Genomic DNA, 21,336 nt, shown 5'->3' on the forward strand with positions numbered 1-21,336 from the left:
TATGAGAGACATCCTTCGAATTTCCATCGCCAGTGCATTTCTTACCGTTGGGGTAGGTGCAGGCGCCGTTACATCAACACCTGAAGTAGACGAGCTTCCTATATTGCAACAGGAATCTCAGCACAGTGTTGCTGCAAAGCGAGTAAGTGCACTTTTCACAAGGGCGCACTACAAGGAAATATCGTTGGATGATGTACTCTCTGCCAGGGTTTACCAGCGCTTTATTGATTCATTAGATCACAATAAACAAGTACTGTTGTTGTCTGATGTAGTAGGTTTTGAGAAGTACCGAACGTTATTCGATGACGCGCTGAGTAAAGGCAACCTTTCTGTAGCCTATGATATGTATAACGTAAGTGCGAAACGTCGTATTGAACGTTACGAGTTTGCACTATCGCTACTAGAAAAGGGCCCATTCGACTTCGAAAAGGAAGGCGATAAATTCTACTACGACAGAGAAGATGCGGAATGGCCTGCTAGCAAAGCTGAGCTTGATGAAATTTGGCGTCAGCGTGTTAAGTACGATGCGTTGAACCTAATTCTTGCCGATAAAACGTGGGACGAAGCAAAAGAGCTTCTTACCAAACGTTACACGCGAGCGATTAAACGCACTAAGCAAGCAAAAAGCGAAGATGTTTTTCAAACCGCAATGAATGCGTTTGCTCGAACAATCGAAGCTCATACAAGTTATTTATCCCCCCGTAATGCAGAGCGTTTTCAAATGGACATGAATCTATCATTTGAAGGCATAGGCGCTGTACTGCAGAGCGAAGACGATTATACCGTCATCAAAAGTGTTGTGCCTGGTGGCCCTGCTGATGAATCAGGAGCTATCAAGCCAGAAGATAAGATTGTGGGCGTTGCCCAAGACGATGAAGAGTTTGTTGACGTAATCGGTTGGCGTCTTGACGAGGTCGTTGAATTAATAAAAGGCCCAAAGGGTAGTACCGTTCGCCTTCAAGTTGAGAAAGGCGCATCAGAATCCAAATCAACTTCAGTTGTCAGCCTTACTCGCGATAAAATCAAGCTCGAGGATCGCGCCGCCAAATCTGAAGTATATGTGCCCGAAACAGGTCCTCATGCCGGTGAGCCTCTTGGCGTAATCACTATTCCAAGCTTTTATAATAATTTAAGCATGGATGTGGCAAAGGAAATCGAAAGCCTAAAAGCACAAAACGTAAAAGGGGTAATCGTAGATTTGCGTGGTAACGGCGGTGGTTCTCTCACAGAAGCTACACTGCTCACTGGCTTATTCATCGAAAAAGGCCCAGTTGTGCAAATCCGCTACGGTCAAAGTAAAGTAAGCGTAAACCGCGATACTGACGGGGAAGTAGCTTACGATGGACCGCTTACCGTATTGGTTGATAGATATAGCGCGTCTGCCTCGGAAATCTTTGCAGCGGCTATGCAAGACTATAACCGAGCTTTAATTGTAGGTGAACAAACCTTTGGTAAAGGTACAGTTCAGCAGCATCGCGGTTTAGGTAAAATTTACGATCTTTACGATAACCCATTAGGCAGTGTTCAATTCACTATAGCTAAGTTCTATCGTATTGATGGAGGAAGCACCCAGCATAAAGGGGTGATCCCTGACATTCTTTATCCGTCTGCGGTAGAGCCAGCAGAGTGGGGCGAATCCCAAGCTGAGAATGCGTTACCGTGGGATAGCATCAATCGTGCGAACTACACGACATTCGCTGATGGCACCGCAGCCTTGGACGTGTTAACGGCTAAACACAATAAGCGCATTCTTCAAGACCCAGAATTTTCGTACATTAATGACGATATTGAAGAGTATAAAAAGAACAAAGATAAAAATTTCATTTCTCTTGTGAAATCTGTACGTGAAGCCGAGAAAAAGGAAGCGGAAGAGAAATCCCTTGCTCGTGCTAACGAACGTTTACAGCGTATGGGCATGGAAACTGTGACAACATTGGACGACTTACCTGAAGATATGGAAGAATTGGATCCATTCTTGGATGAAGCGGCGAATATCACATTCGATATGATTGAAACAGGCCGTTACGCTATCACAAGAAATTAAGTGATTAGAAAAAAGGGCTGGTCTAGGGCCAGCCCTTTTTTTGTGTCTATAAATTATTAAAACAATAATAAAGGGAAATAACATGGCTATCAGAGGCGAATTTTCCTCTCGAATTGGGTTCGTGCTAGCAGCGGCAGGCTCAGCAGTTGGGCTAGGCAATATTTGGGGCTTTCCAACAAAGGTAGCAAGCAACGGCGGGGCAGCATTTGTACTTGTTTACTTATTACTTGCTTTTGTTCTTGCCTATCCTGTACTTATGGCAGAGCTTATTATAGGCCGCAGTACACGCTCAAATATGGTCGATGCGCTAGGAAAAATCTCGGGTAATTTCGCCGGCAGGCTTACGGGAATTTGGGGCTGCATCACCGTATCGCTCATCCTCGCGTTCTATGCGATTGTGGGCGGTTGGATGCTTGTTTATTTTGCCGATGCTGCAGTAAGTATGGTGGGATTGACCAATGTAAGTGACTGGCTGCTTACATCATCAGTTACGCGTAACGTTATTTTCTGCTTTTTATTCATGGGCTTAACTGCATTTATTGTGGTTGGCGGCGTAAAGTCGGGTATCGAAAAGTGGTCAGTACGTCTCATGCCCACCTTAGTTATCCTTATCCTTGCCTTAATCGTTTATGTGAGTATGCAGCCAGGTGCTGTAGAGGGTTGGTCAGCTTACCTAGTGCCTGATTTTTCCCGTGTATTGGACCCAGACCTTTTGATCAATGCAATGGGACAAGCATTCTTCTCCATGTCGTTAGGTGTAGGTACTATGCTGGTTTACGGCTCATACTTAAGTAAAAATGAAAACCTACCAAGTATCGGGGCATCTGTAGCGCTAGTCGATATCGGTGTTGCGGTAATCGCTGGTATGCTAATCATTCCGGCCATGTACGTTGCACTAAACAATGGTGTTGAGATTTTTACACCAGAGGGTGCATTAATCCAGGGCGACACGCTTATATTCAAGGTGCTACCGGCGTTATTCGATACCATTGGCACTGTAGGGTTATTTGTTGCTTTCACGTTTTTCGCTCTTATGGCAATAGCTGCAGTAACCTCTTCTATATCAATGCTGGAAGTACCTGTCGCTTACATGGTTGAAAGCAAGGGGCTACAACGCAAAAAAGCGGTTGTACTCATGTCTTCAATAATCTTTGCGCTAAGCTGCATTATCATATTGAACTTTGAAACTCTGTTCGGTTTTGTTATCGCATTAACCACTGAGTATAGCCAGCCGCTTTTAGGTCTTGTGCTTTGTATCTTTGCTGGATGGGTCTGGCGTAGAGACGCGATACTCGATGAACTAAAAGAAGGTGACGAGTTTGCGGAACACAGCGTTTTCTGGAAAATTTGGCCGTGGTATGTGCGCTTCGTGTGCCCGGTAATCATCGCCTTAATGTTCTATCGCTCAGTATTCTAAAGCGAGCAAAAAACAGCGAACAGCACGCTTTACGCGTAAAAACGACAATAATAAGGTTTTTAAAAACGACAATGACGAATAAAGAAATAAAAACGCCGTCACTCCTCGATGCAATACTTCCTATCGTTGCCTTAGTGGTAATGATGGGAAGCGCGGTATATCTGTTTGCAGATAATTCTTCATATGGGCCAAACCAGATTGCGTTACTTCTGGCTATGGGTTTAGCCGCCATTATCGGCATGAAAAACGGCTATAGTTGGAAGACCATTGAAAAAGGGATTGTAGACGGCATCTCTATGTCTTTAGGTGCGTGCCTCATATTATTAGCGGTAGGCTCACTTATTGGTACATGGATGTTAGCTGGAACAGTACCTACTTTAATCTACTTTGGTTTAGAACTCCTCAATCCTTCTTTTTTCTATGCAGCTGCATGTCTTATCTGTGCTGTAGTGGCAATGAGTATTGGTAGTTCATGGACCACGGCAGCGACGGTAGGTGTAGCACTAATGGGCGTTTCCGCAGGCATGGAGATGTCGGCGGCTATTACTGCAGGTGCTGTGGTCTCTGGTGCTTACTTTGGCGATAAAATTTCACCATTATCAGAAACAACTAACTTGGCCCCAGCAGTTGCAGGAACCGATTTATTCGAACATATACGTTACATGCTATGGACCACAATCCCAAGCTTTGTAATTGCACTTATTCTATTTACCGTTCTTGGGTTTAGTGAAGTAGGCGAGGCAAAAGCTGAGCGCATTGAACAGATGCAGCTTTTACTCAATGAGTCTTTTGATTTAGGTTGGCACCTGCTTATCCCTCTTGTTGTATTACTTACTTTAGCAATCAAAAAAATGCCTGCGTTCCCCGCGGTTTTCATAGGTGCATTGTTAGGTGGCATCTGGGCTGTGGTTTTTCAATGGGACGTTGTAACGTCTATGGCAAGTAGCGATGACTCTGCAAATATCGGTGCCCTAAAAGTCGTATGGACGGCGCTATTTGACGGCGTAAGTTTCTCTACGCCTGATGAGAATTTGAACAGCTTATTATCCCGCGGCGGCATGTCTTCTATGCTCAATACCATTTGGCTTATCATCTGTGCGATGTCTTTCGGTGCAGTACTTGAGCGTGTTGGGCTACTAAAGCGCGCCGTTTCTGCCATATTAATAGGCGCAAAATCAGCAGGTGATATGGTAAGCCGAACCATTCTTACCTGTTTTGGTACGAACTTAGTCACGGCCGATCAGTATATTTCTATCGTCATGCCTGGCCGCATGTATAAAGAGGAATTTAAAAAGCGAGGGTTAGACCAGCTTAACCTTTCTCGTAGTCTTGAAGACGGCGGTACACTTACATCTCCACTTATTCCTTGGAACACCTGTGGTGCCTACATGCACAGTGTATTATTGGTAAACCCATTTGATTATGTATTCTATGCATTCTTTAACGTAATCAACCCGATCCTTGCTGTTGTGTACGCGTATTTAGGTATTAAGATTCTACGTATTACACCACCACACGTTGAAGTTAACAGTAAAGAAACGGTTTAACCAAACGTTCCAAATAAATCCACGTAGGCTTTCTTTTAGGAGGATCTATGTCAGTTCAAGCTAAACGCCGGGCGGATTATCAGCCGCCCGCTTTTTCAATAGCGACAGTTGACCTACATATTACGCTACATCCAACGCAAACTCAGGTTATCAGTACATTATCTGTCACACGTAATGGCAATCACGATAGCCCTTTAATCCTTGATGGCGATAACTTATCACTTAACACTATTGCCATTAACGGTAATGCTCTATCTGATGACAAGTACACAGTGTCTGATACGTTGTTAAGCATTTCCACTCATCTCGATGAATTTGTCTTAGAAATTACCAACACCATTGCCCCTGAGCAAAATAAAGCCCTTGAAGGCTTGTATTTATCGGGCGGCGCCTATTGCACACAGTGTGAAGCTGAAGGATTCCGTCGAATTACCTATTTTATGGACCGCCCCGATGTTTTATCGGTCTACACAGTTACGGTAGTTGCAGACAAATCAGTGCCGATGCTTTTAGCCAATGGCAATCCAGTGGACAAGGGCGACGTAGGCGAGAACACCCATTTCGTGAAATGGCATGACCCGCATCCCAAACCTTGTTACCTTTTTGCATTGGTTGCCGGTGATTTCGATTTACTTACCGACAGCTACACAACGACAAGCGGTAAAGAGGTTGCGCTAGAGTTGTATGTCGATAAAGGCAAAAAGTCTCAGGGCGTATTCGCGTTAGAATCGCTTAAGCGAGCAATGAAATGGGACGAAGATATTTTCGGTCTAGAGTACGACTTAGATATTTATATGATAGTCGCTGTCGACTTCTTCAATATGGGAGCGATGGAAAACAAGGGCTTGAATGTCTTTAATAGCAAGTTTGTCCTAGCCGACCAAAAAAGCGCAACTGACGATGACTTTTTTAATGTTGAATCGGTTATCGCGCACGAGTATTTTCACAACTGGACGGGTAACCGAGTCACGTGTCGCGATTGGTTCCAGCTAAGCCTTAAAGAAGGGCTGACGGTATTTAGGGACCAGCAGTTTAGCGCAGATATGACTTCGGCGTTAAGCAATCGCATAAAACATGTTCGCGTTATGCGAGAGCACCAGTTTGCTGAAGATGCCAGCGCGATGAGCCATCCAATTCGCCCTGAAGAAGTGATTGAAATGAATAACTTCTACACAGTAACGGTTTATGACAAAGGGGCAGAAGTTATTCGTATGTTCCATACGTTGCTAGGGCCAGAAGGCTTCAGGCGAGGTATGGATGAATATTTTAGACGGCATGACGGTCAGGCAGTCACGTGTGACGATTTTATATCGGCAATGCAATCAGCAACGGACTTGGATTTAACCCAGTTTTCACGCTGGTATAGCCAATCTGGCACGCCGATAATTACCGTTGAGCATAGCACTGAGTCTGCTGAAAACGGCACGTTTAAGCATACTTTCACGCTCTCTCAGCATACGCCAGCAACGTCTGACCAAAGCGAGAAGCAACCGCTGTATATTCCGGTTAATATCGAGATTATAGATAAACAGGGTAATACTTACACCGACAACGAATCGCTCATTCAAAACGGCATGATTGTTTTAAAAGATGCCTCCGTGCGTTTTACAGTAGATGCTCAAAGTGCTGATCTGACACCTGTAGTATTAGGAAACTTTTCAGCGCCAGCGAGAGTAGAGAACCCACTGGAGACAGACGCTCTGCTTACCATTTTTAAACATTCAAAAGACCCGTTTAATCGTTGGGACGCAATGCAAACGCTTTACGATCGTTGTATTAAGCAATTAGAAGCGTCGCCGGGTGCTGAAATCAGCAACGATATCTGGAACGGTATTAAGCAAGCTATTGCCCAAGAACAAGATAATCTTGAACTGCTAGGTGAATGTTTAGTTATTCCCTCATTTGAGACATTGTGCCAAAGCAGAAGCAATATCAATGTGGCTGCACTTTCAAAGGCAAGAAAAGCGTTCTGTGACCAATATGCTCGTTCGTTAGAGCAAGAATTATTGAACGTGTTCAATAATATTGAACTGAGTGCTTATAGTTACACGCAGGACGCGATAAACAGACGCCGCTGTAAAAATGTCGTACTTGCACACCTAGCAAGGTTACCTCAACACGAAGGCATGGTAATAGCGCAGTTTGATAGCGCAGATAACATGACCGACACGCTAGGGGCACTTAGAAGTGCGCAGCACTGCAGTTCAGTAACTTTCGATAGCCTGATGGCTCAATTTGAAGAAACCTGGAATCACGATCCGCTTGTATTGGATAAATGGTTCGCGCTCCACGCTACGCAAAACCGTGACGATATATTCGCCACTATTACTATGTTGTGTGAGCACCCACAGTTTGCAATGAGTAATCCGAATCGCGTTCGCTCCGTTATTGGAAGTTTTGCTTTCTACAATAGTGAAAAGTTTCACTCATTAGATGGTAGCGGATATAAATTTGTGACCGATTACTTGCTCAAACTTGATGCGGTCAACCCTCAAGTTGCAGCTCGCATAGTAACGCCTTTAACTCAATGGCAAGGTTTTGCTATTGAGCATCAACAACAAATGAAACAACAACTCGGTCGTTTATTAAATCATAAAGGGCTGAGCAAAGATGTCTTCGAAAAAGTAAGTAAAAGCCTTGCTTATGACAAGCACTAGCCCGACTGACTCGGTTTTTTATTTTTCTATAAACGCACCTTACAAACAATGTGAGGTGCTTTACATTCCTACTATGCCAGATGTTGTTATGGTGAGTGAATCTGGTCTGAGCGTTCAAGTGCCTACTAATCGTCTCAGACAGTTTGTTACCTCTGATGGCATCAAAGGTCGTTTTAGGATGGTCGTCGACGCTAACAAAAAAATTAAGTCTTTTGAAAGGCTCTCATAGAGCCTTTATATTTGAATAAAATCTATTACCTTAACTCATTACCTTTTACACATCTCAACAGCACGAAAGGGGACTTTAGTATGTCCAAAGCCCTTAAAAAATCCTAAAAAACGATTTCCCCCCAAAAATTCGTACAATTTTTCTGCAAGTTTATAAATGCCTTTTATACTCACAATAAAGCAATAACTATTTGATACGATTAATGTTGTAAATTTTGTTAACTGGTAGGATTAGTTCTTGCGGTTATGGCAAAATGATGTAATGATTTTGTTAATCGTTATGGTTGGTCATGATGTCACGTATTAAGTCACATCGACTTGGGAGTATAAAAATATGAAAAACGGGCCTAGCGCTTTTAAGATATCACCGGTAGCAGCGGGAGTTCTCTCACTGCTAGGTGCTGCTGCAGTACCAGCTCACGCTGCCAATTGGCAAGTAGGTGATGTAAGTATATCTTTAGATTCAACATTTACGTTAGCTACAAGCATTCGAACAGAGGCAAGAGATTACGACCTTATTGGTAACAGTAACCATCCTCAATTTGACTGGAGCGGTTACCATGCGGCTTTTAATCCTCTATATCCAAGCGGCGATGTCTGGGGATTAGCAGATGGCGCGTATTCAACAAATGGTGACCTTGGCAACCTTGCTCACGATCCAGGAGATGCCTTCGCAACTCAAGTTTCTGGCACGCACGAGTTAGATGTAAACTTCGGTGATTATGGTTTCTTCGCCCGAGGTTTTTGGTTCTATGACTTCGAGCAAATGGATGGCGACCGTCCTTATTCAAATCCAATAACGGGCAATCAATACGACCTATGTCAAGACCCTGAGGCTGAAGACCTTCTGTGTACCGACGTCCGTTTATACGATGCATTCTTCTACGGTGACTGGTGGATTGGCGACAAGCCACTTACACTTCGCGTTGGTCGTCAGGTTATCAGTTGGGGTGAAAGTACGTTTATCCAACACGGTATCAACACCACTAATCCAGTTGACGTTACCCGCGCACGTGCACCAGGTGCTGAATTACGCGAAGTATTTCTACCTGTTGGTATGGTTTACGCGTCTCTCGGCCTTTCTGACACGTTAAGTGTATCTGGTTACTACCAATACGAGTGGCAAGAAAGCTGGTTACCTGTTGCTGGTAGTTACTTTGCAACTAACGACTTCGCAGGCGAAGGCGGACAACGCAACAATATTCAGCTTGGCTTTAGTGGTAATCCAGACATCGACCTTGATCACCTCTTGTCTGCGCTTAATGGCTTCGGCGATGCACTTCGTTCAGGCGCTGATGCGGCAGCGCTTTCACAAGCATACCTAGCTTACCCAACCAAGGTAGCTATACGTGGTTTTAGTGATGAAGTTCGCAATGATGCTGACGACCAAGGGCAATACGGTCTTCGTTTGACATGGTTTGCCGAAGATTTTAATGAAACTGAATTTAGTTTTTATCACATCAATTACCACAGCCAACGTCCACTTATATCAGGCGTAACATCTGACTTTACTCAGGCGGGCATAGGTGCAGACTTGGCATTTATTGCGGCAAACGAGGTCACGCGAGACAATATCACTGACTTAAGAGCATTCACCAAATCTGAGTTTTTCTTTCCTGAAGATATAAAACTATATGGTATGAGCTTTAACACTAACATCGGCACTACAGCCCTTGCAGGTGAATTCGCTTACCGAGTCGATGAACCACTTCAAATCGATGACGTTGAGTTGCTATATATGGGTATGCCGGAGCAGCTTGCTAATGCAGGTTTACGCCCAGATTTGGAAGGTATTTCACAGCTAAACAACATTGGCAGAGCAGTTGGTCCAGGCGAGACTGCTGAAGGCTTCCTATTCTCTGACACATGGCAAATGCAGTTTACTGCTTCTCATGTGTTCGGCCCCAAATTTGGTGCGGATAACTTTGTCTTCTTAGGCGAAGTGGGCTACGTAAATATCGTTGATATGCCTGATCCGGACGTAATCCGCTTGAACGCGCCAGGTACCGCACGAACTCCTTCGGTTGAGCCGCTTAATGGTAATTCTCGTGAAGGCTTGTTGAATGCTCTTTCAGACGGTCCTGAAACTAACCCGTTCGCCACTGATGATGCATGGGGTTATCGTTTACTGGCCGTTGCCGATTACAACTCAATCTATGCTGGTATGAACTTACGAGTTCGTGCAACGTTCTCTCACGATGTGGATGGTACAACACCAGATCCACTTTTCCTTTTCACTGAAGATGTTAAGTCTGCTGCTGTATCTTTTACATTTGATTATCTAAGTAAATGGTCTGCAACTGCGTCATACAGCGCTTTCTGGGGGGGTATTGGTACAACCAACGCACTTTCAGACAGAGACTTCGTTTCATTTAACATCAAATATGCAATCTAAGAGTGGTATTTATGATTAGAAAAATAGGAATTGTCGCTGCTGCATTGTCACTTGCATTATCAGGTACAAGCGCATTAGCAAAAGTGTCTGAAGCAGAAGCAAATAAACTGGGTAATGAACTAACACCACTGGGTGCTGTAAAAGCAGGTAATGCTGATGGCAGTATCCCAGCTTGGACTGGTGGTATAACGTCTGCACCAGCCGGATACACAGTTGGAGATCATCACCAAGATCCGTATCCAGATGACAAAGTGCTTTTTGAAATAACGGCACAAAATTATAAAGAGTATGCTGAGTACTTGTCTGAGGGTCAGAAGAAGCTATTTGAAACTTATCCAGACACATTCCGTATGCCGGTGTACCAAACTCGACGCTCTGCGTCTAACCCTCAATCCATTTACGATGCGACTAAAGTAAATGCTACCAGAGCAGAGTTACTTGACGACGGTAATGGTATCAAAGGTGCTGTGTTAGGTGTTCCGTTTCCTGTTCCACAGAACGGATTAGAGGCAATCTGGAACCATATTCTTCGTTATCGTGGCGAAGCGGTACAACGTAATGGTGGTCAGGCTGCAGTTACTACCGGCGGTGATTACAACGTCATTGGTTTTGATGAGCAGTTGCTAATCAAGTATGCCGAAGAAAGCGCGACGCCTGAGAAGCTAACAGAAGACAACATTTTGTTTATGTTTAAGCAAAAGGTAACTAAGCCTGCGCGTCTTGCTGGTACTGCGCTGCTTGTACATGAAACCGTTGACCAAGTTAAAGAGCCTCGTAAAGCATGGACATACAACACGGGACAACGTCGTGTTCGTTTAGCTCCTAACATTGCATACGATACGCCAGGAACTGCGGCTGACGGCTTAAGAACTACCGATGACTTCGATATGTTCAACGGTTCTCCAAACCGCTATGACTGGAAATTGGTTGGCAAGCAAGAAATGTTCGTTGCTTACAACAATTACGCACTTCATTCAGACAATGCCTCTTACGAGAGCATTCTGACGCCTAACCACGTTAATCCAGATCTCACACGCTGGGAGAAGCACCGTGTTTGGGTAGTCGAAGCAACGCTTAAAGAAGGTTTCCGTCATATTTATCAAAAACGTGTTTTCTTCATAGATGAAGACAGCTGGCAAATTCAAGTTGCTGATATGTATGATAATCGTGGCGAACTTTACCGTGTTGGTGTAGCTTATGGTGTGAACTACTACGAAGTTCCAACACAGTGGTCAACGCTTGATGCGTATTACGATTTGAACTCTCGTCGTTACTTGGCAATAGGCCTTGATAACGAAGAGGAAATGTACGACTTCACCGTACGCCCTCGAGACGTGGAATTCACGCCTCAAGCGTTACGACGAGAAGGTATGCGCTAATCGCCTTACACAACAAACGGTTGGCAATTGCCAACCGTTTTTGTATGCAGACAATTATAAATAGGGGGAATGGTTAATTATGAAAAAAACCATTGCAGCGTGCATTGCCGCCACATTCGCAGTAAATTATTCAACCACTGCATTCGCCGAAGAAGCATTCATGGCACCATTGGTAGAGCAATCTGTTCTTTTGGACATAGACGCTGATTCATTTGTCGTTATTGTCGGTGAACGCGGTCATATATTAGTGTCAGAAGATGGCAACACGTTTAGTCAGAAAAACGTACCTACACATTCAACGCTCACGGCCACTACCGTTGTGGGAAATCACGTTTGGGCAGTTGGTCACGACGCCGTTATTCTGCATTCTGCAGATAAGGGCGAAACGTGGGAGATTCAAAATTATCAGCCAGAACTACAGCGTCCATTTTTAGATGTTTTGTTTTTTGATGAACAGCATGGCATTGCAACCGGTGCTTATGGCTTATTTTATCGTACGCAAGATGGCGGAAAGTCTTGGAATGCTGAGAGGCATGCTAGTCTGTTGGATCCTATGGACCAAGAGTACCTAGAAGATATTCGAAAGGAAGACGAGGCCTTTTATCAGCAGGAATTAGAGTCAATTCTTCCACATTTAAATCGCGTCACGCTTGATGGAAACACGTTATACATGGCGGGCGAGGCAGGCTTATTAGCAAAAAGCACTAACATGGGAGAATCATGGGAGCGCTATTATGTTGATTACACGGGGTCATTTTTTGATATCAAACCGTTAGATGAGAATACGGTGTTAGCGGTAGGTTTGCGCGGAAACATTTTCGTTAATCGAAATGCTGGCGAGTGGGAGTATGTGCAAACATGCTCTAACAGTACGCTCAATTCTATCTTAGTAGGTTCTGGTTCGACAGTATATGCCCTAGGAAATAATGGCATGATGATAACTGCACAGCGCCCGCTACCAACCAGTATGCGTGACCCTTATGCTAACCCTTCCGATTGTGTAGCGGATGAAGGAATTGTTGCTTCTCAAATTAAAGATAAAGCAGCGCTTCTAAACGCAACGCAATTTAACGGCGAAACAATTGCTGTTACCGCGAATGGCGTTAAAACGTTGAATTTAAAATAGGGCAGTATAATAACAATGACCCATTTTCTAGAAAAATTAGTGTTTGGTAACCGCAAAATAGTGGTGGCCTTATTTGCCATTGCTACGGTTTTTCTTGGCTACCAAGCTTCTCACATGCGTTTAGACGCAGGATTCGAAAAAAACATCCCGTTAAATCATGAGTACATGAAAACCTATATTGAGCACCGTCAGGACTTTGGTGGTGCAAACAATATTTTAGTTTCTGTGTGTGATAAAAACGATAATATTTACAATCAGAACTTTTTTGATACGCTCAAGAATGTTCACGATCAGCTTTTCTTTATAAATGGTGTAAATCGTTCGCTGGTCATTTCGTTGTTTTCACCTTCTACTCGCTTTACAGAAATCGTTGAGGGCGGATTTGCCGGCGGCCCGGTGATTCCGGCTGACTTCAATTCATCAAATCCTGAAGCATTGGAACTTGTTGCTGCCAACGTAGAAAAAGCCAACATTGTTGGTAGACAAGTATCTAGCGATTACAGCTGTGCAATGGTAACGGCTCAACTATTGGATATTGACCCTCAGACTGGCGAGCCCCTAGATACGCTTGCATTAGCTGCAGAGCTCGAAGAGCAGCTTCGTGGCCAATACGAAAATGAAAATACGTCTATCCATATCATCGGCTTCGCGAAAATGATAGGGGACGTGGCAAATGGTGCAAAAGACGTTCTACTGTTCTTCGCCATTGCTATCGCTATTACGGCAGTAATGGTGTATTTCTTCTCGCGCAGCATTATGCTGACATTGCTTCCTTTAGTTTGCTCAATAATTGCGGTTGTCTGGCAGTTAGGCCTTCTAACTTCTATTGGTTTTGGTATGGATCCCATGTCGATTCTTGTGCCATTTCTTGTATTTGCCATTGGTGTGAGCCACGGCGTGCAAATGATCAATGCAGTTGAAAAGCAGGCTGTCACCGGCATCGGCGCTAAGCGCGCATCTATGGCGGCCTTCAGGAATTTGTTAGTACCTGGTGGTATTGCATTGCTTTCTGACACGGTAGGCTTCATGACGCTGCTTGTTATCGATATCGGTATCATCAGAGAACTTGCTATTACAGCAAGTATGGGTGTAGCTGTAATAATCCTGACTAACTTGTTACTTCTCCCTGTGCTAATGAGCTTCTTGAAGCTTGACGAGAAGTATGTAGAAAAATTTGCAGGCAAGGAAAATGCAAATTCTCGATTTTGGGAAGTTATTGCAGCCTGTTCACGCAAGAAGCCAGCAGCGATTATTCTTGCCGTAACAGCTATTCTATTTGTTTTCGGTCACTTCCAGGCCCAAAATATGAAAATAGGCGATCTTCATGCTGGTGCACCTGCGCTACATGAGACATCGCGCTACAACCAAGACACGTTCCTTATTACAGACAAGTACGAAGTAACGGTCGATTATATTTCCATACTGGTAGAGACCACTCCGGAAGCGTGTACATCACACAGCGTAATGAAAGCTATGGATGATTTTCAGTGGAAAATGGAGAACGTGCAGGGCGTACAGTCAGCCGTGTCTCTTGCCTCTGTTGCAAAAATTGTAAACGCTGGATACAACGAAGGGAATGTGAAGTGGCAAGTACTTCCGCGCAACCAACAAACGTTAGTGCAAGCTATTTCTCGCGTACCTACCTCATCGGGTTTGTTGAACGGTGACTGTTCGGTGATGCCCATCATTTTGTTTATGGAAGATCACAAGGCAGAAACCATTTCTCGCGTGGTTGATGCGGTGAAAGCCTATCGCGACGAGTATCAGACTGATGACATGAAATTTAGTCTGGCGTCTGGCCCAGTAGGCGTAATGGCAGCGACGAATGAAGCAGTAAGCGCAGCTCAAGACCCAATGATGCTATACGTATTCGGCGCGGTTATCGCGCTGTGTCTTATCAGCTTCCGCTCTATTCGCGCTACGCTGGTTGTCGTTATTCCACTTTACGTGGTTTCGGTCTTGGCCCAAGCGCTAATGACATACCTGCAAATAGGTCTCACCGTATCTACGTTACCGGTAATCGCACTTGGCGTGGGTATTGGCGTTGACTATGGTATTTATATTCTCTCTACCAAGAGCCTAATGCTGAAAAAAGGCGCGACCGTTCAAGAGGCCTATTTTGCAGCCCTGAAAGAGCGTGGCAGCGCAGTGTTGTTTACTGGCATAACGCTAGCAATTGGCGTGAGCACGTGGGTGTTCTCTTCTCTGAAGTTCCAAATGGACATGGGAATATTGCTGACATTCATGTTCGTTGTGAACATGCTTGGTGCAATAATTGTACTGCCTGCGCTTGCACGATTCTTGTGGTGGAATAAAAACGACCCTGGTGCATAAAATATTTTTGCATAGCTACGCATAAAAAAGGGCCTTTTGGCCCTTTTTTTTGGGTGTTTTCTGCATAGTTATCTATGCTGTTAATATAAGGTTAAAAATGGGCTTTCATTAGCGTCATTTATTAGAGAAAATAGTTTGGTACTCGACACTTATACCAAGTTGGATTGGTATTACGACATTCAAAAAAGGTTAACAAATGACAGTCACCTCACAGCGACACTCAGTACTGCTAGACAACGTATTTGCACTTATCGACAAGAAAGTAGATACCAAGCAGAAGTCTCTTGTGCAGCAATTCGGACGTCTGTTGTATAAAAATATTTCTAGCGATGACTTAGAAAACCGAAACGACAGCGACCTTTATGGTGCAACACTCAGCTTATGGAATGGTCTAGCAAAATTTGACAATAATGCGCCCTATATACGCGTTTTCAATCCAGAAATAGCGAAACACGGTTGGCATTCAAGCCACACTATCGTCGAGATTATCGTCTCTGACATGCCGTTTTTGGTTGACTCAGTGCGCATGTTGCTTAACAGATTAAACATTACTGCGCACTTGTTTCTCCACAGCCCTATTGGTATCAAGAGAGACAGCACGAATAAAGTGCAGGCATTTGTTGAGCCTGGAAAAACTATAGAAGGCGCTAAAAAAGAAACGGTTATTTTCATAGAAATTGATACACAGACATCAAAAAAGGATATTGATGCGTTAACCAAAGAGCTTCATTCAGTTGTCGATGAGGTGTCGTTAGCGGTACAAGACTGGCAGGGGATGACCAACACCTTGCAGGATGTTATTAAAAATAACGCTAAATTTAATTGGCCGGTATCGGCAGAAGCGAAAAACCAAACAAAAGCTTATCTTGAGTGGCTGGGCGATCATAACTTCACCATGATGGGTTACCGTTACTATGACGTCAAAGCGATTGAAGGTGACCATAGATGGATACCTCAAAACGACACGAGCCTGGGTTTGTTGAAAAACTCGATTAACGACCGCGAGCGCTTGTTGTCTCGTTTACCTGCTTCTGCAAGAGCCGAAGCATTAAGCAAAAATCCCCTAATATTAACGAAGACTAATTCTCGTGCTCGTGTGCATCGTCCAGCCTATATGGATTATGTCGGCGTGAAGGTATTTAATAAAGACGGGCAGGTTGTAGGTGAACATCGCTTCTTAGGCTTATATTCAGCATCGTTTTACAATAACAGCGTAACTCAACTTCCGATTTTACGAGAGAAGATTAAACGTATTTGTGAACTATCAGGTTTTGAGCCTGGCACGCATGCTTACAAAGCGTTCGCAAACATCATAGAAACCTATCCTCGTGACGAGCTGCTTCAGACCCCTGCTGAAGAGCTAGCGCAAATCGTCATGGGTATCTTTCAAATGCAAGAAAGAGGTATCTCTCGCTTGTTCATCCGTAAAGATATCTTTGGGCGCTTTTTCTCATGCATGGTGTTTGTGCCAAGAGAGCGCTATAACACCCAGTTAAGAAAAGAGACGCAAGCGCTTTTAAAGGCATCACTCGGTGCGGCGGAAGAAGTAGAGTTCACGACATTTTTCTCAGAGTCTGTGTATGCACGCACGCACTACATTGCAAGAGTCAACGATAACAACGCGGAATTCGATGTGAAGGAAATAGAGCAAAATATAATTGAGTTGACCAAAACGTGGAACGACAGACTAGCGTCTTCAATTTCTGCTGCGCACGGTGAGGCATCGGGCAAAGCGCTTGAGCGTAAATACAATAACGCGTTTTCTCGAAGCTATATGGAGCACAACCTCCCGTCGGCAGCGCTTGTCGATATCGGCAAGTTAGAGATGCTTGACGACAATCACACCCTCGACATGCTGTTCTACCGCCCTCAAGAAGAAGACGCTGACAGCCAAGTGGTTAAGCTTAAACTTTTCCATCGAGCTGAACCTATCCATTTGTCTGACGTACTGCCCATGCTGGAGAATTTTGGGTTACGCGTAATCGATGAAAGCCCCTATAAAATAACGTGTTCAGAGGGTGAGCGTAACTGGGTGATGGACTTCACCATGCTTCACAAAAGCGGCCAGCATTTCGACATGGAGAAGGCTCAACTGTTGTTCCAAGACGCCTTCGCTAAAGTGTGGACCAAGACACTAGAGGATGACGCTTTCAACCGCCTAATTCTTGGCGCAAACATGACAGGCCGAAAAGTTACAATATTGCGTGCCTATGCAAAATACATGCGTCAGACAGGCAGTTCGTTCAGCCGAGATTACATCGCAAACACGCTATCAAACTATCCAAATATCGCCCGTCTACTGGTTGATTTCTTTGACCTTCGCTTCAACCCTAAGAAAAAGCGTAACGTGAAGAAGGAAGAAGCGCTGCTAGAAGATATCAAGGCGCAGTTGGATAATGTAAGCAACTTGGATGATGACCGTATTATCCGCCGTTATCTTGACATGATGTCAGCGACCTTGCGCACTAACTTCTATCAACCCGATGACGCTGGCAACGAAAAGTCTTATGTTTCGTTTAAAATGCTGCCGGAGCTTATTCCTGAGATGCCGCTTCCGCTGCCGAAGTTCGAAATATTCGTCTACAGCCCACGAGTAGAAGGTGTGCATTTACGAGGCGGTAAAGTTGCACGCGGTGGTTTGCGTTGGTCGGACCGCCAGGAAGACTTTAGAACGGAAGTACTAGGGCTAGTTAAGGCGCAGCAGGTTAAAAATACGGTTATCGTTCCGGTTGGCGCAAAAGGTGGATTTGTTTGTAAAAACTTACCGGTAGGCGAAGGACGTGCAGCTATTCAGGCAGAAGGTCAAGCCTGTTACCGAATTTTCATTACTAGTTTACTTGATATTACCGATAACATTGTCAATGGCGAGATAGTACCGCCTAAAGATGTGGTTCGCCTTGATGATGACGACCCGTACTTGGTTGTAGCTGCAGATAAAGGCACTGCAACCTTCTCTGACATTGCCAACGGTATTGCAGAAGAATTTGGTTTTTGGCTAGGCGATGCATTTGCATCTGGCGGAAGTATAGGTTACGACCATAAAAAAATGGGCATAACCGCTCGCGGCGGTTGGGAATCTGTCAAGCGTCACTTCAGAGAAATTGGCATCGACTGTCAATCCACAGATTTTACATGTGTAGGTGTAGGTGACATGGCAGGTGACGTATTCGGTAACGGTATGTTGCTTTCAGAGCACACGCGGTTAATCGCGGCATTTAACCATTTGCATATTTTCTTTGACCCTAGCCCTGATGCAGCAGCGAGCTATAAAGAGCGTCAGCGCCTGTTTGAAAATCCAAGCCTTAGCTGGGAAGACTACGACAGTAAGCTCATCTCAAAAGGCGGTGGTGTATTTAGCCGCGCGTCTAAGTCAATTAAGCTTACGCCTGAAATGAAGAAGTGGTTGGGTACCCGTCAGCTAACGATGACACCAAACGAGCTTATTCATAATATATTGAAAATGCCTGTCGATCTTCTTTGGAATGGCGGTATCGGTACGTATATTAAGAGCAAAAAAGAATCTCACTCAGATGTTGGGGACCGTGCTAACGATGACTTACGAGTTAATGGTCGTGACGTTCAAGCCAAAATTGTGGGCGAGGGCGGTAACTTAGGCTTAACGCAACTGGGACGAATTGAATATGCATCCAATGGCGGCCGGGTTAACACTGACTTTATTGATAACGTGGGTGGTGTGGACTGTTCGGATAATGAAGTAAATATCAAAATCTTACTTAACAGCCTAGTGAACGACGGTGAATTAACACTCAAGCAACGTAATAAATTACTTTACGATATGACCGACGATGTAAGTCGCATTGTACTCGAGGACTGCTATCGTCAAACTCAATCAATCTCTATCACGGAGCTTGCTGGTGTTAAACAACTCAAAGAGCAGCTGCGCTTTATTCACGGTCTTGAGCGAGAAGGGCAACTAAATCGTGAACTGGAATTTATCCCAAGCGATGATGAAATTTCAGATCGCGTGGCTTCAGATCAAGGGTTGACTCGTCCAGAGCTAAGCGTACTCATCGCCTACGGTAAGATGGTGTTGAAAGACGCGCTTAATATTCCTGAAATTACTGATAACCCTTATCACGGAAAGTTACTTGTAGAAGCGTTCCCATCAATCCTTCGCGAAAAGTTTGCTACGCACATGCAGCAGCATCCACTTCGAAGCGAAATTATTGCCACTAAGTTAACCAATAACATGGTTAATGATATGGGCCTTAATTTTGTTTTCAGAATGCAGGAAGAGACAGGCGCAAGTGTTAGCGAAATCGCAGATGCCTACGCGATTGTGCACGGTATTTTCAATATGAAAACGCTGTGGGCTCGCATTGAAGAGCTCGATAATATTATCCCTGCGAAGTTGCAGCTTAAGATGCTAGATGAAGCCCGTAGAATCATGCGCCGCGCTGCACGCTGGTATATACGCCACGGTAACAAAGCGCAGAGCATAGAGGAAGCCATCGCTAGCTACCGCGGAACGTTTGATACTCTGTCGAAAAACCTACAACACTACCTTGTTGAAAGTGAATATGTGCAGCTTGAAGCAGCGACTCAAAAATACATTGATAAAGGTGTCCCGCAAGACATCGCGTATCAAGTGGCAAGCTTCTCAAACATGTTCTCAAGCTTCGATTTGGCGCAGATTGTAGAAGCGGACAAACACGATACCGATGTTGTTGCTAAGCTTTATTATCAATTAGGTTCTCGTTTAGAGCTGCATTGGTTCTTAGATCAAATTAACAATCAAGCGGTAAGCAACCACTGGCAAGCACTTGCACGTGCATCTTACCGTGAGGAGTTAGATTGGCAGCAGCGTTCAATTGCCGCGAATCTGCTGGCATCACGTGAAGATATCAGTAATGCTGACCAAATTTTAGATGAATGGATTGAAAGTAATCAGGTACTGCTCAAGCGTTGGTATCACATGATGTCAGAGTTTAAGACGAGTACAACTCACGAATTTGCTAAATTTTCTGTCGCTTTACGTGAATTGATGCTTTTAAGCGTGAAGTCTAACCATTAGAATACACGCACCTTAATAATTTAAGCCCTGTTTATCAGGGCTTTTTATTGGCCGAGTGATCGTTGCTGTATAATTTAGTTCCAGTGTTAGGATCAACATTCTTAACGCAAACCTATCAATGTTAGCGATCAACAGACCCTTAATAAGCGAGCGTTAAAATTAGCCATGCAATCTTTAGTGCAAAAATTCTTACTTCAGTGCGAACCTGAAAAAAGTCACGATTTCACCATTAACTGGTTAAACAAGACACAACACACACCGCTGAAATGGATGTACAGCACTCCCACAATCAAAAAACCAGTGACCGTCGCTGGAATGACCTTCGATAATCCAGTGGGACTTGCAGCAGGACTTGATAAAAACGGCGACTGCATCGATGCTTTTGCCAGTATGGGATTTGGTTTTGTTGAAATTGGTACGGTTACGCCGCGCCCTCAACCTGGAAATCCTAAACCTCGCTTGTTTCGAATTCCTGAAAAGCACGCCATTATCAATCGCATGGGCTTTAATAACAAAGGCGTTGATCATCTCGTTGAACAGGTGAAAAAGGCGCAGTTTAAAGGGCCTATTGGGATTAATATTGGTAAAAACAAAGATACTGAAGAAGCTAACGCCCTCGACGACTATCTAACATGCTTCAATAAGGTATACCCTTACGCCAGCTATGTGACTATAAATATTTCTTCGCCAAACACGCCAGGTCTTAGAAACCTTCAATACGGTGAAGCTCTTGATAAATTATTGGTAGGTCTCAAAGCAGCACAAGAAACGCTGACGCAAACTCACGGAAAATACGTACCGCTATTTATTAAAATCGCGCCTGATTTAAGTGATGTTGAAATCGACAGCATTGCGGCATCTCTTTTAAACAGTAAAATGGACGGCGTAATTGCGACAAATACAACACTTTCTCGGGATGCTGTTGCTGGGCTGAAATATGCGGACGAAATGGGTGGTTTGAGTGGTTCGGTCATGACTGACATGAGTCTTGAAGTTACGCGCAAGTTGAGCAAAGCACTTGACCGCGCGATTCCAATAATTGGTGTAGGCGGAATAGATTCACCTACGACGGCCAAAGAAAGGCTCAATGCTGGCGCATCTCTCGTTCAAATCTATTCGGCTTTTATTTATCAAGGTCCGAACCTCGTTAAACGCATCGTAAACGCGTTATAAT

11 protein-coding genes are annotated in these 21,336 nt (G+C 44.3%); all 11 read left to right on the forward strand.

Annotated elements, in window-relative coordinates:
• Window position 1 precedes the first annotated feature (1 nt).
• The 11 genes from prc (at window position 2) to pyrD (ending at window position 21,335) form a co-directional block, all read left to right on the forward strand.
• The gene (gene prc / locus GVO62_RS09900) at window positions 2-2,044 is read left to right on the forward strand and encodes a carboxy terminal-processing peptidase (RefSeq protein WP_159118946.1); all 2,043 of its coding nucleotides are present in this window, start codon (window positions 2-4) and stop codon (window positions 2,042-2,044) included.
• Between the two features lie 82 nt (window positions 2,045-2,126).
• The gene (locus GVO62_RS09905) at window positions 2,127-3,461 is read left to right on the forward strand and encodes a sodium-dependent transporter (RefSeq protein ID WP_159118947.1); all 1,335 of its coding nucleotides are present in this window, start codon (window positions 2,127-2,129) and stop codon (window positions 3,459-3,461) included.
• A gap of 71 nt (window positions 3,462-3,532) precedes the next feature.
• Complete coding sequence (gene nhaC, locus GVO62_RS09910) at window positions 3,533-5,008, forward strand: Na+/H+ antiporter NhaC (protein WP_159118950.1); 1,476 nt, start codon at window positions 3,533-3,535, stop codon at window positions 5,006-5,008.
• Window positions 5,009-5,055: 47 nt separating this feature from the next.
• A complete protein-coding gene (gene pepN / locus GVO62_RS09915) occupies window positions 5,056-7,665 on the forward strand; it encodes an aminopeptidase N (protein ID WP_159118952.1) in 2,610 nt (869 codons plus the stop codon).
• Window positions 7,652-7,894: a DUF2835 family protein gene (locus GVO62_RS09920; RefSeq protein ID WP_105931322.1), complete on the forward strand. Its 243-nt coding sequence runs from the start codon at window positions 7,652-7,654 to the stop codon at window positions 7,892-7,894. Before pepN ends, GVO62_RS09920 begins: the two co-directional genes overlap by 14 nt.
• 333 nt (window positions 7,895-8,227) lie before the next feature.
• The gene (locus GVO62_RS09925) at window positions 8,228-10,288 is read left to right on the forward strand and encodes a DUF1302 domain-containing protein (protein WP_159118954.1); all 2,061 of its coding nucleotides are present in this window, start codon (window positions 8,228-8,230) and stop codon (window positions 10,286-10,288) included.
• 11 nt (window positions 10,289-10,299) lie between these two features.
• Entirely contained in the window at window positions 10,300-11,667 is a 1,368-nt protein-coding gene (locus GVO62_RS09930; RefSeq protein ID WP_159118956.1) for a DUF1329 domain-containing protein, read from the forward strand.
• A 79-nt stretch (window positions 11,668-11,746) separates the two neighbouring features.
• Complete coding sequence (locus tag GVO62_RS09935; protein ID WP_159118958.1) at window positions 11,747-12,793, forward strand: WD40/YVTN/BNR-like repeat-containing protein; 1,047 nt, start codon at window positions 11,747-11,749, stop codon at window positions 12,791-12,793.
• 15 nt (window positions 12,794-12,808) lie between these two features.
• The gene (locus GVO62_RS09940; RefSeq protein WP_159118960.1) at window positions 12,809-15,127 is read left to right on the forward strand and encodes an efflux RND transporter permease subunit; all 2,319 of its coding nucleotides are present in this window, start codon (window positions 12,809-12,811) and stop codon (window positions 15,125-15,127) included.
• Between the two features lie 196 nt (window positions 15,128-15,323).
• Entirely contained in the window at window positions 15,324-20,162 is a 4,839-nt protein-coding gene (locus GVO62_RS09945) for an NAD-glutamate dehydrogenase (protein ID WP_159118962.1), read from the forward strand.
• Window positions 20,163-20,327: 165 nt separating this feature from the next.
• Entirely contained in the window at window positions 20,328-21,335 is a 1,008-nt protein-coding gene (gene pyrD, locus GVO62_RS09950) for a quinone-dependent dihydroorotate dehydrogenase (protein WP_159118964.1), read from the forward strand.
• Window position 21,336: the final 1 nt, after the last annotated feature.

It is taken from the genome of Alteromonas sp. KUL150 (assembly GCF_009811475.1).
In the GTDB taxonomy this organism is placed as follows: domain Bacteria; phylum Pseudomonadota; class Gammaproteobacteria; order Enterobacterales; family Alteromonadaceae; genus Alteromonas; species Alteromonas gracilis.

Coding starts and splice junctions, on each gene's coding strand:
- prc (WP_159118946.1), top strand. CDS start 2: ATGAGAGACATCCTTCGAATTTCCATCGCCAGTGCATTTCTTACCGTT.
- GVO62_RS09905 (WP_159118947.1), top strand. CDS start 2,127: ATGGCTATCAGAGGCGAATTTTCCTCTCGAATTGGGTTCGTGCTAGCA.
- nhaC (WP_159118950.1), top strand. CDS start 3,533: ATGACGAATAAAGAAATAAAAACGCCGTCACTCCTCGATGCAATACTT.
- pepN (WP_159118952.1), top strand. CDS start 5,056: ATGTCAGTTCAAGCTAAACGCCGGGCGGATTATCAGCCGCCCGCTTTT.
- GVO62_RS09920 (WP_105931322.1), top strand. CDS start 7,652: ATGACAAGCACTAGCCCGACTGACTCGGTTTTTTATTTTTCTATAAAC.
- GVO62_RS09925 (WP_159118954.1), top strand. CDS start 8,228: ATGAAAAACGGGCCTAGCGCTTTTAAGATATCACCGGTAGCAGCGGGA.
- GVO62_RS09930 (WP_159118956.1), top strand. CDS start 10,300: ATGATTAGAAAAATAGGAATTGTCGCTGCTGCATTGTCACTTGCATTA.
- GVO62_RS09935 (WP_159118958.1), top strand. CDS start 11,747: ATGAAAAAAACCATTGCAGCGTGCATTGCCGCCACATTCGCAGTAAAT.
- GVO62_RS09940 (WP_159118960.1), top strand. CDS start 12,809: ATGACCCATTTTCTAGAAAAATTAGTGTTTGGTAACCGCAAAATAGTG.
- GVO62_RS09945 (WP_159118962.1), top strand. CDS start 15,324: ATGACAGTCACCTCACAGCGACACTCAGTACTGCTAGACAACGTATTT.
- pyrD (WP_159118964.1), top strand. CDS start 20,328: ATGCAATCTTTAGTGCAAAAATTCTTACTTCAGTGCGAACCTGAAAAA.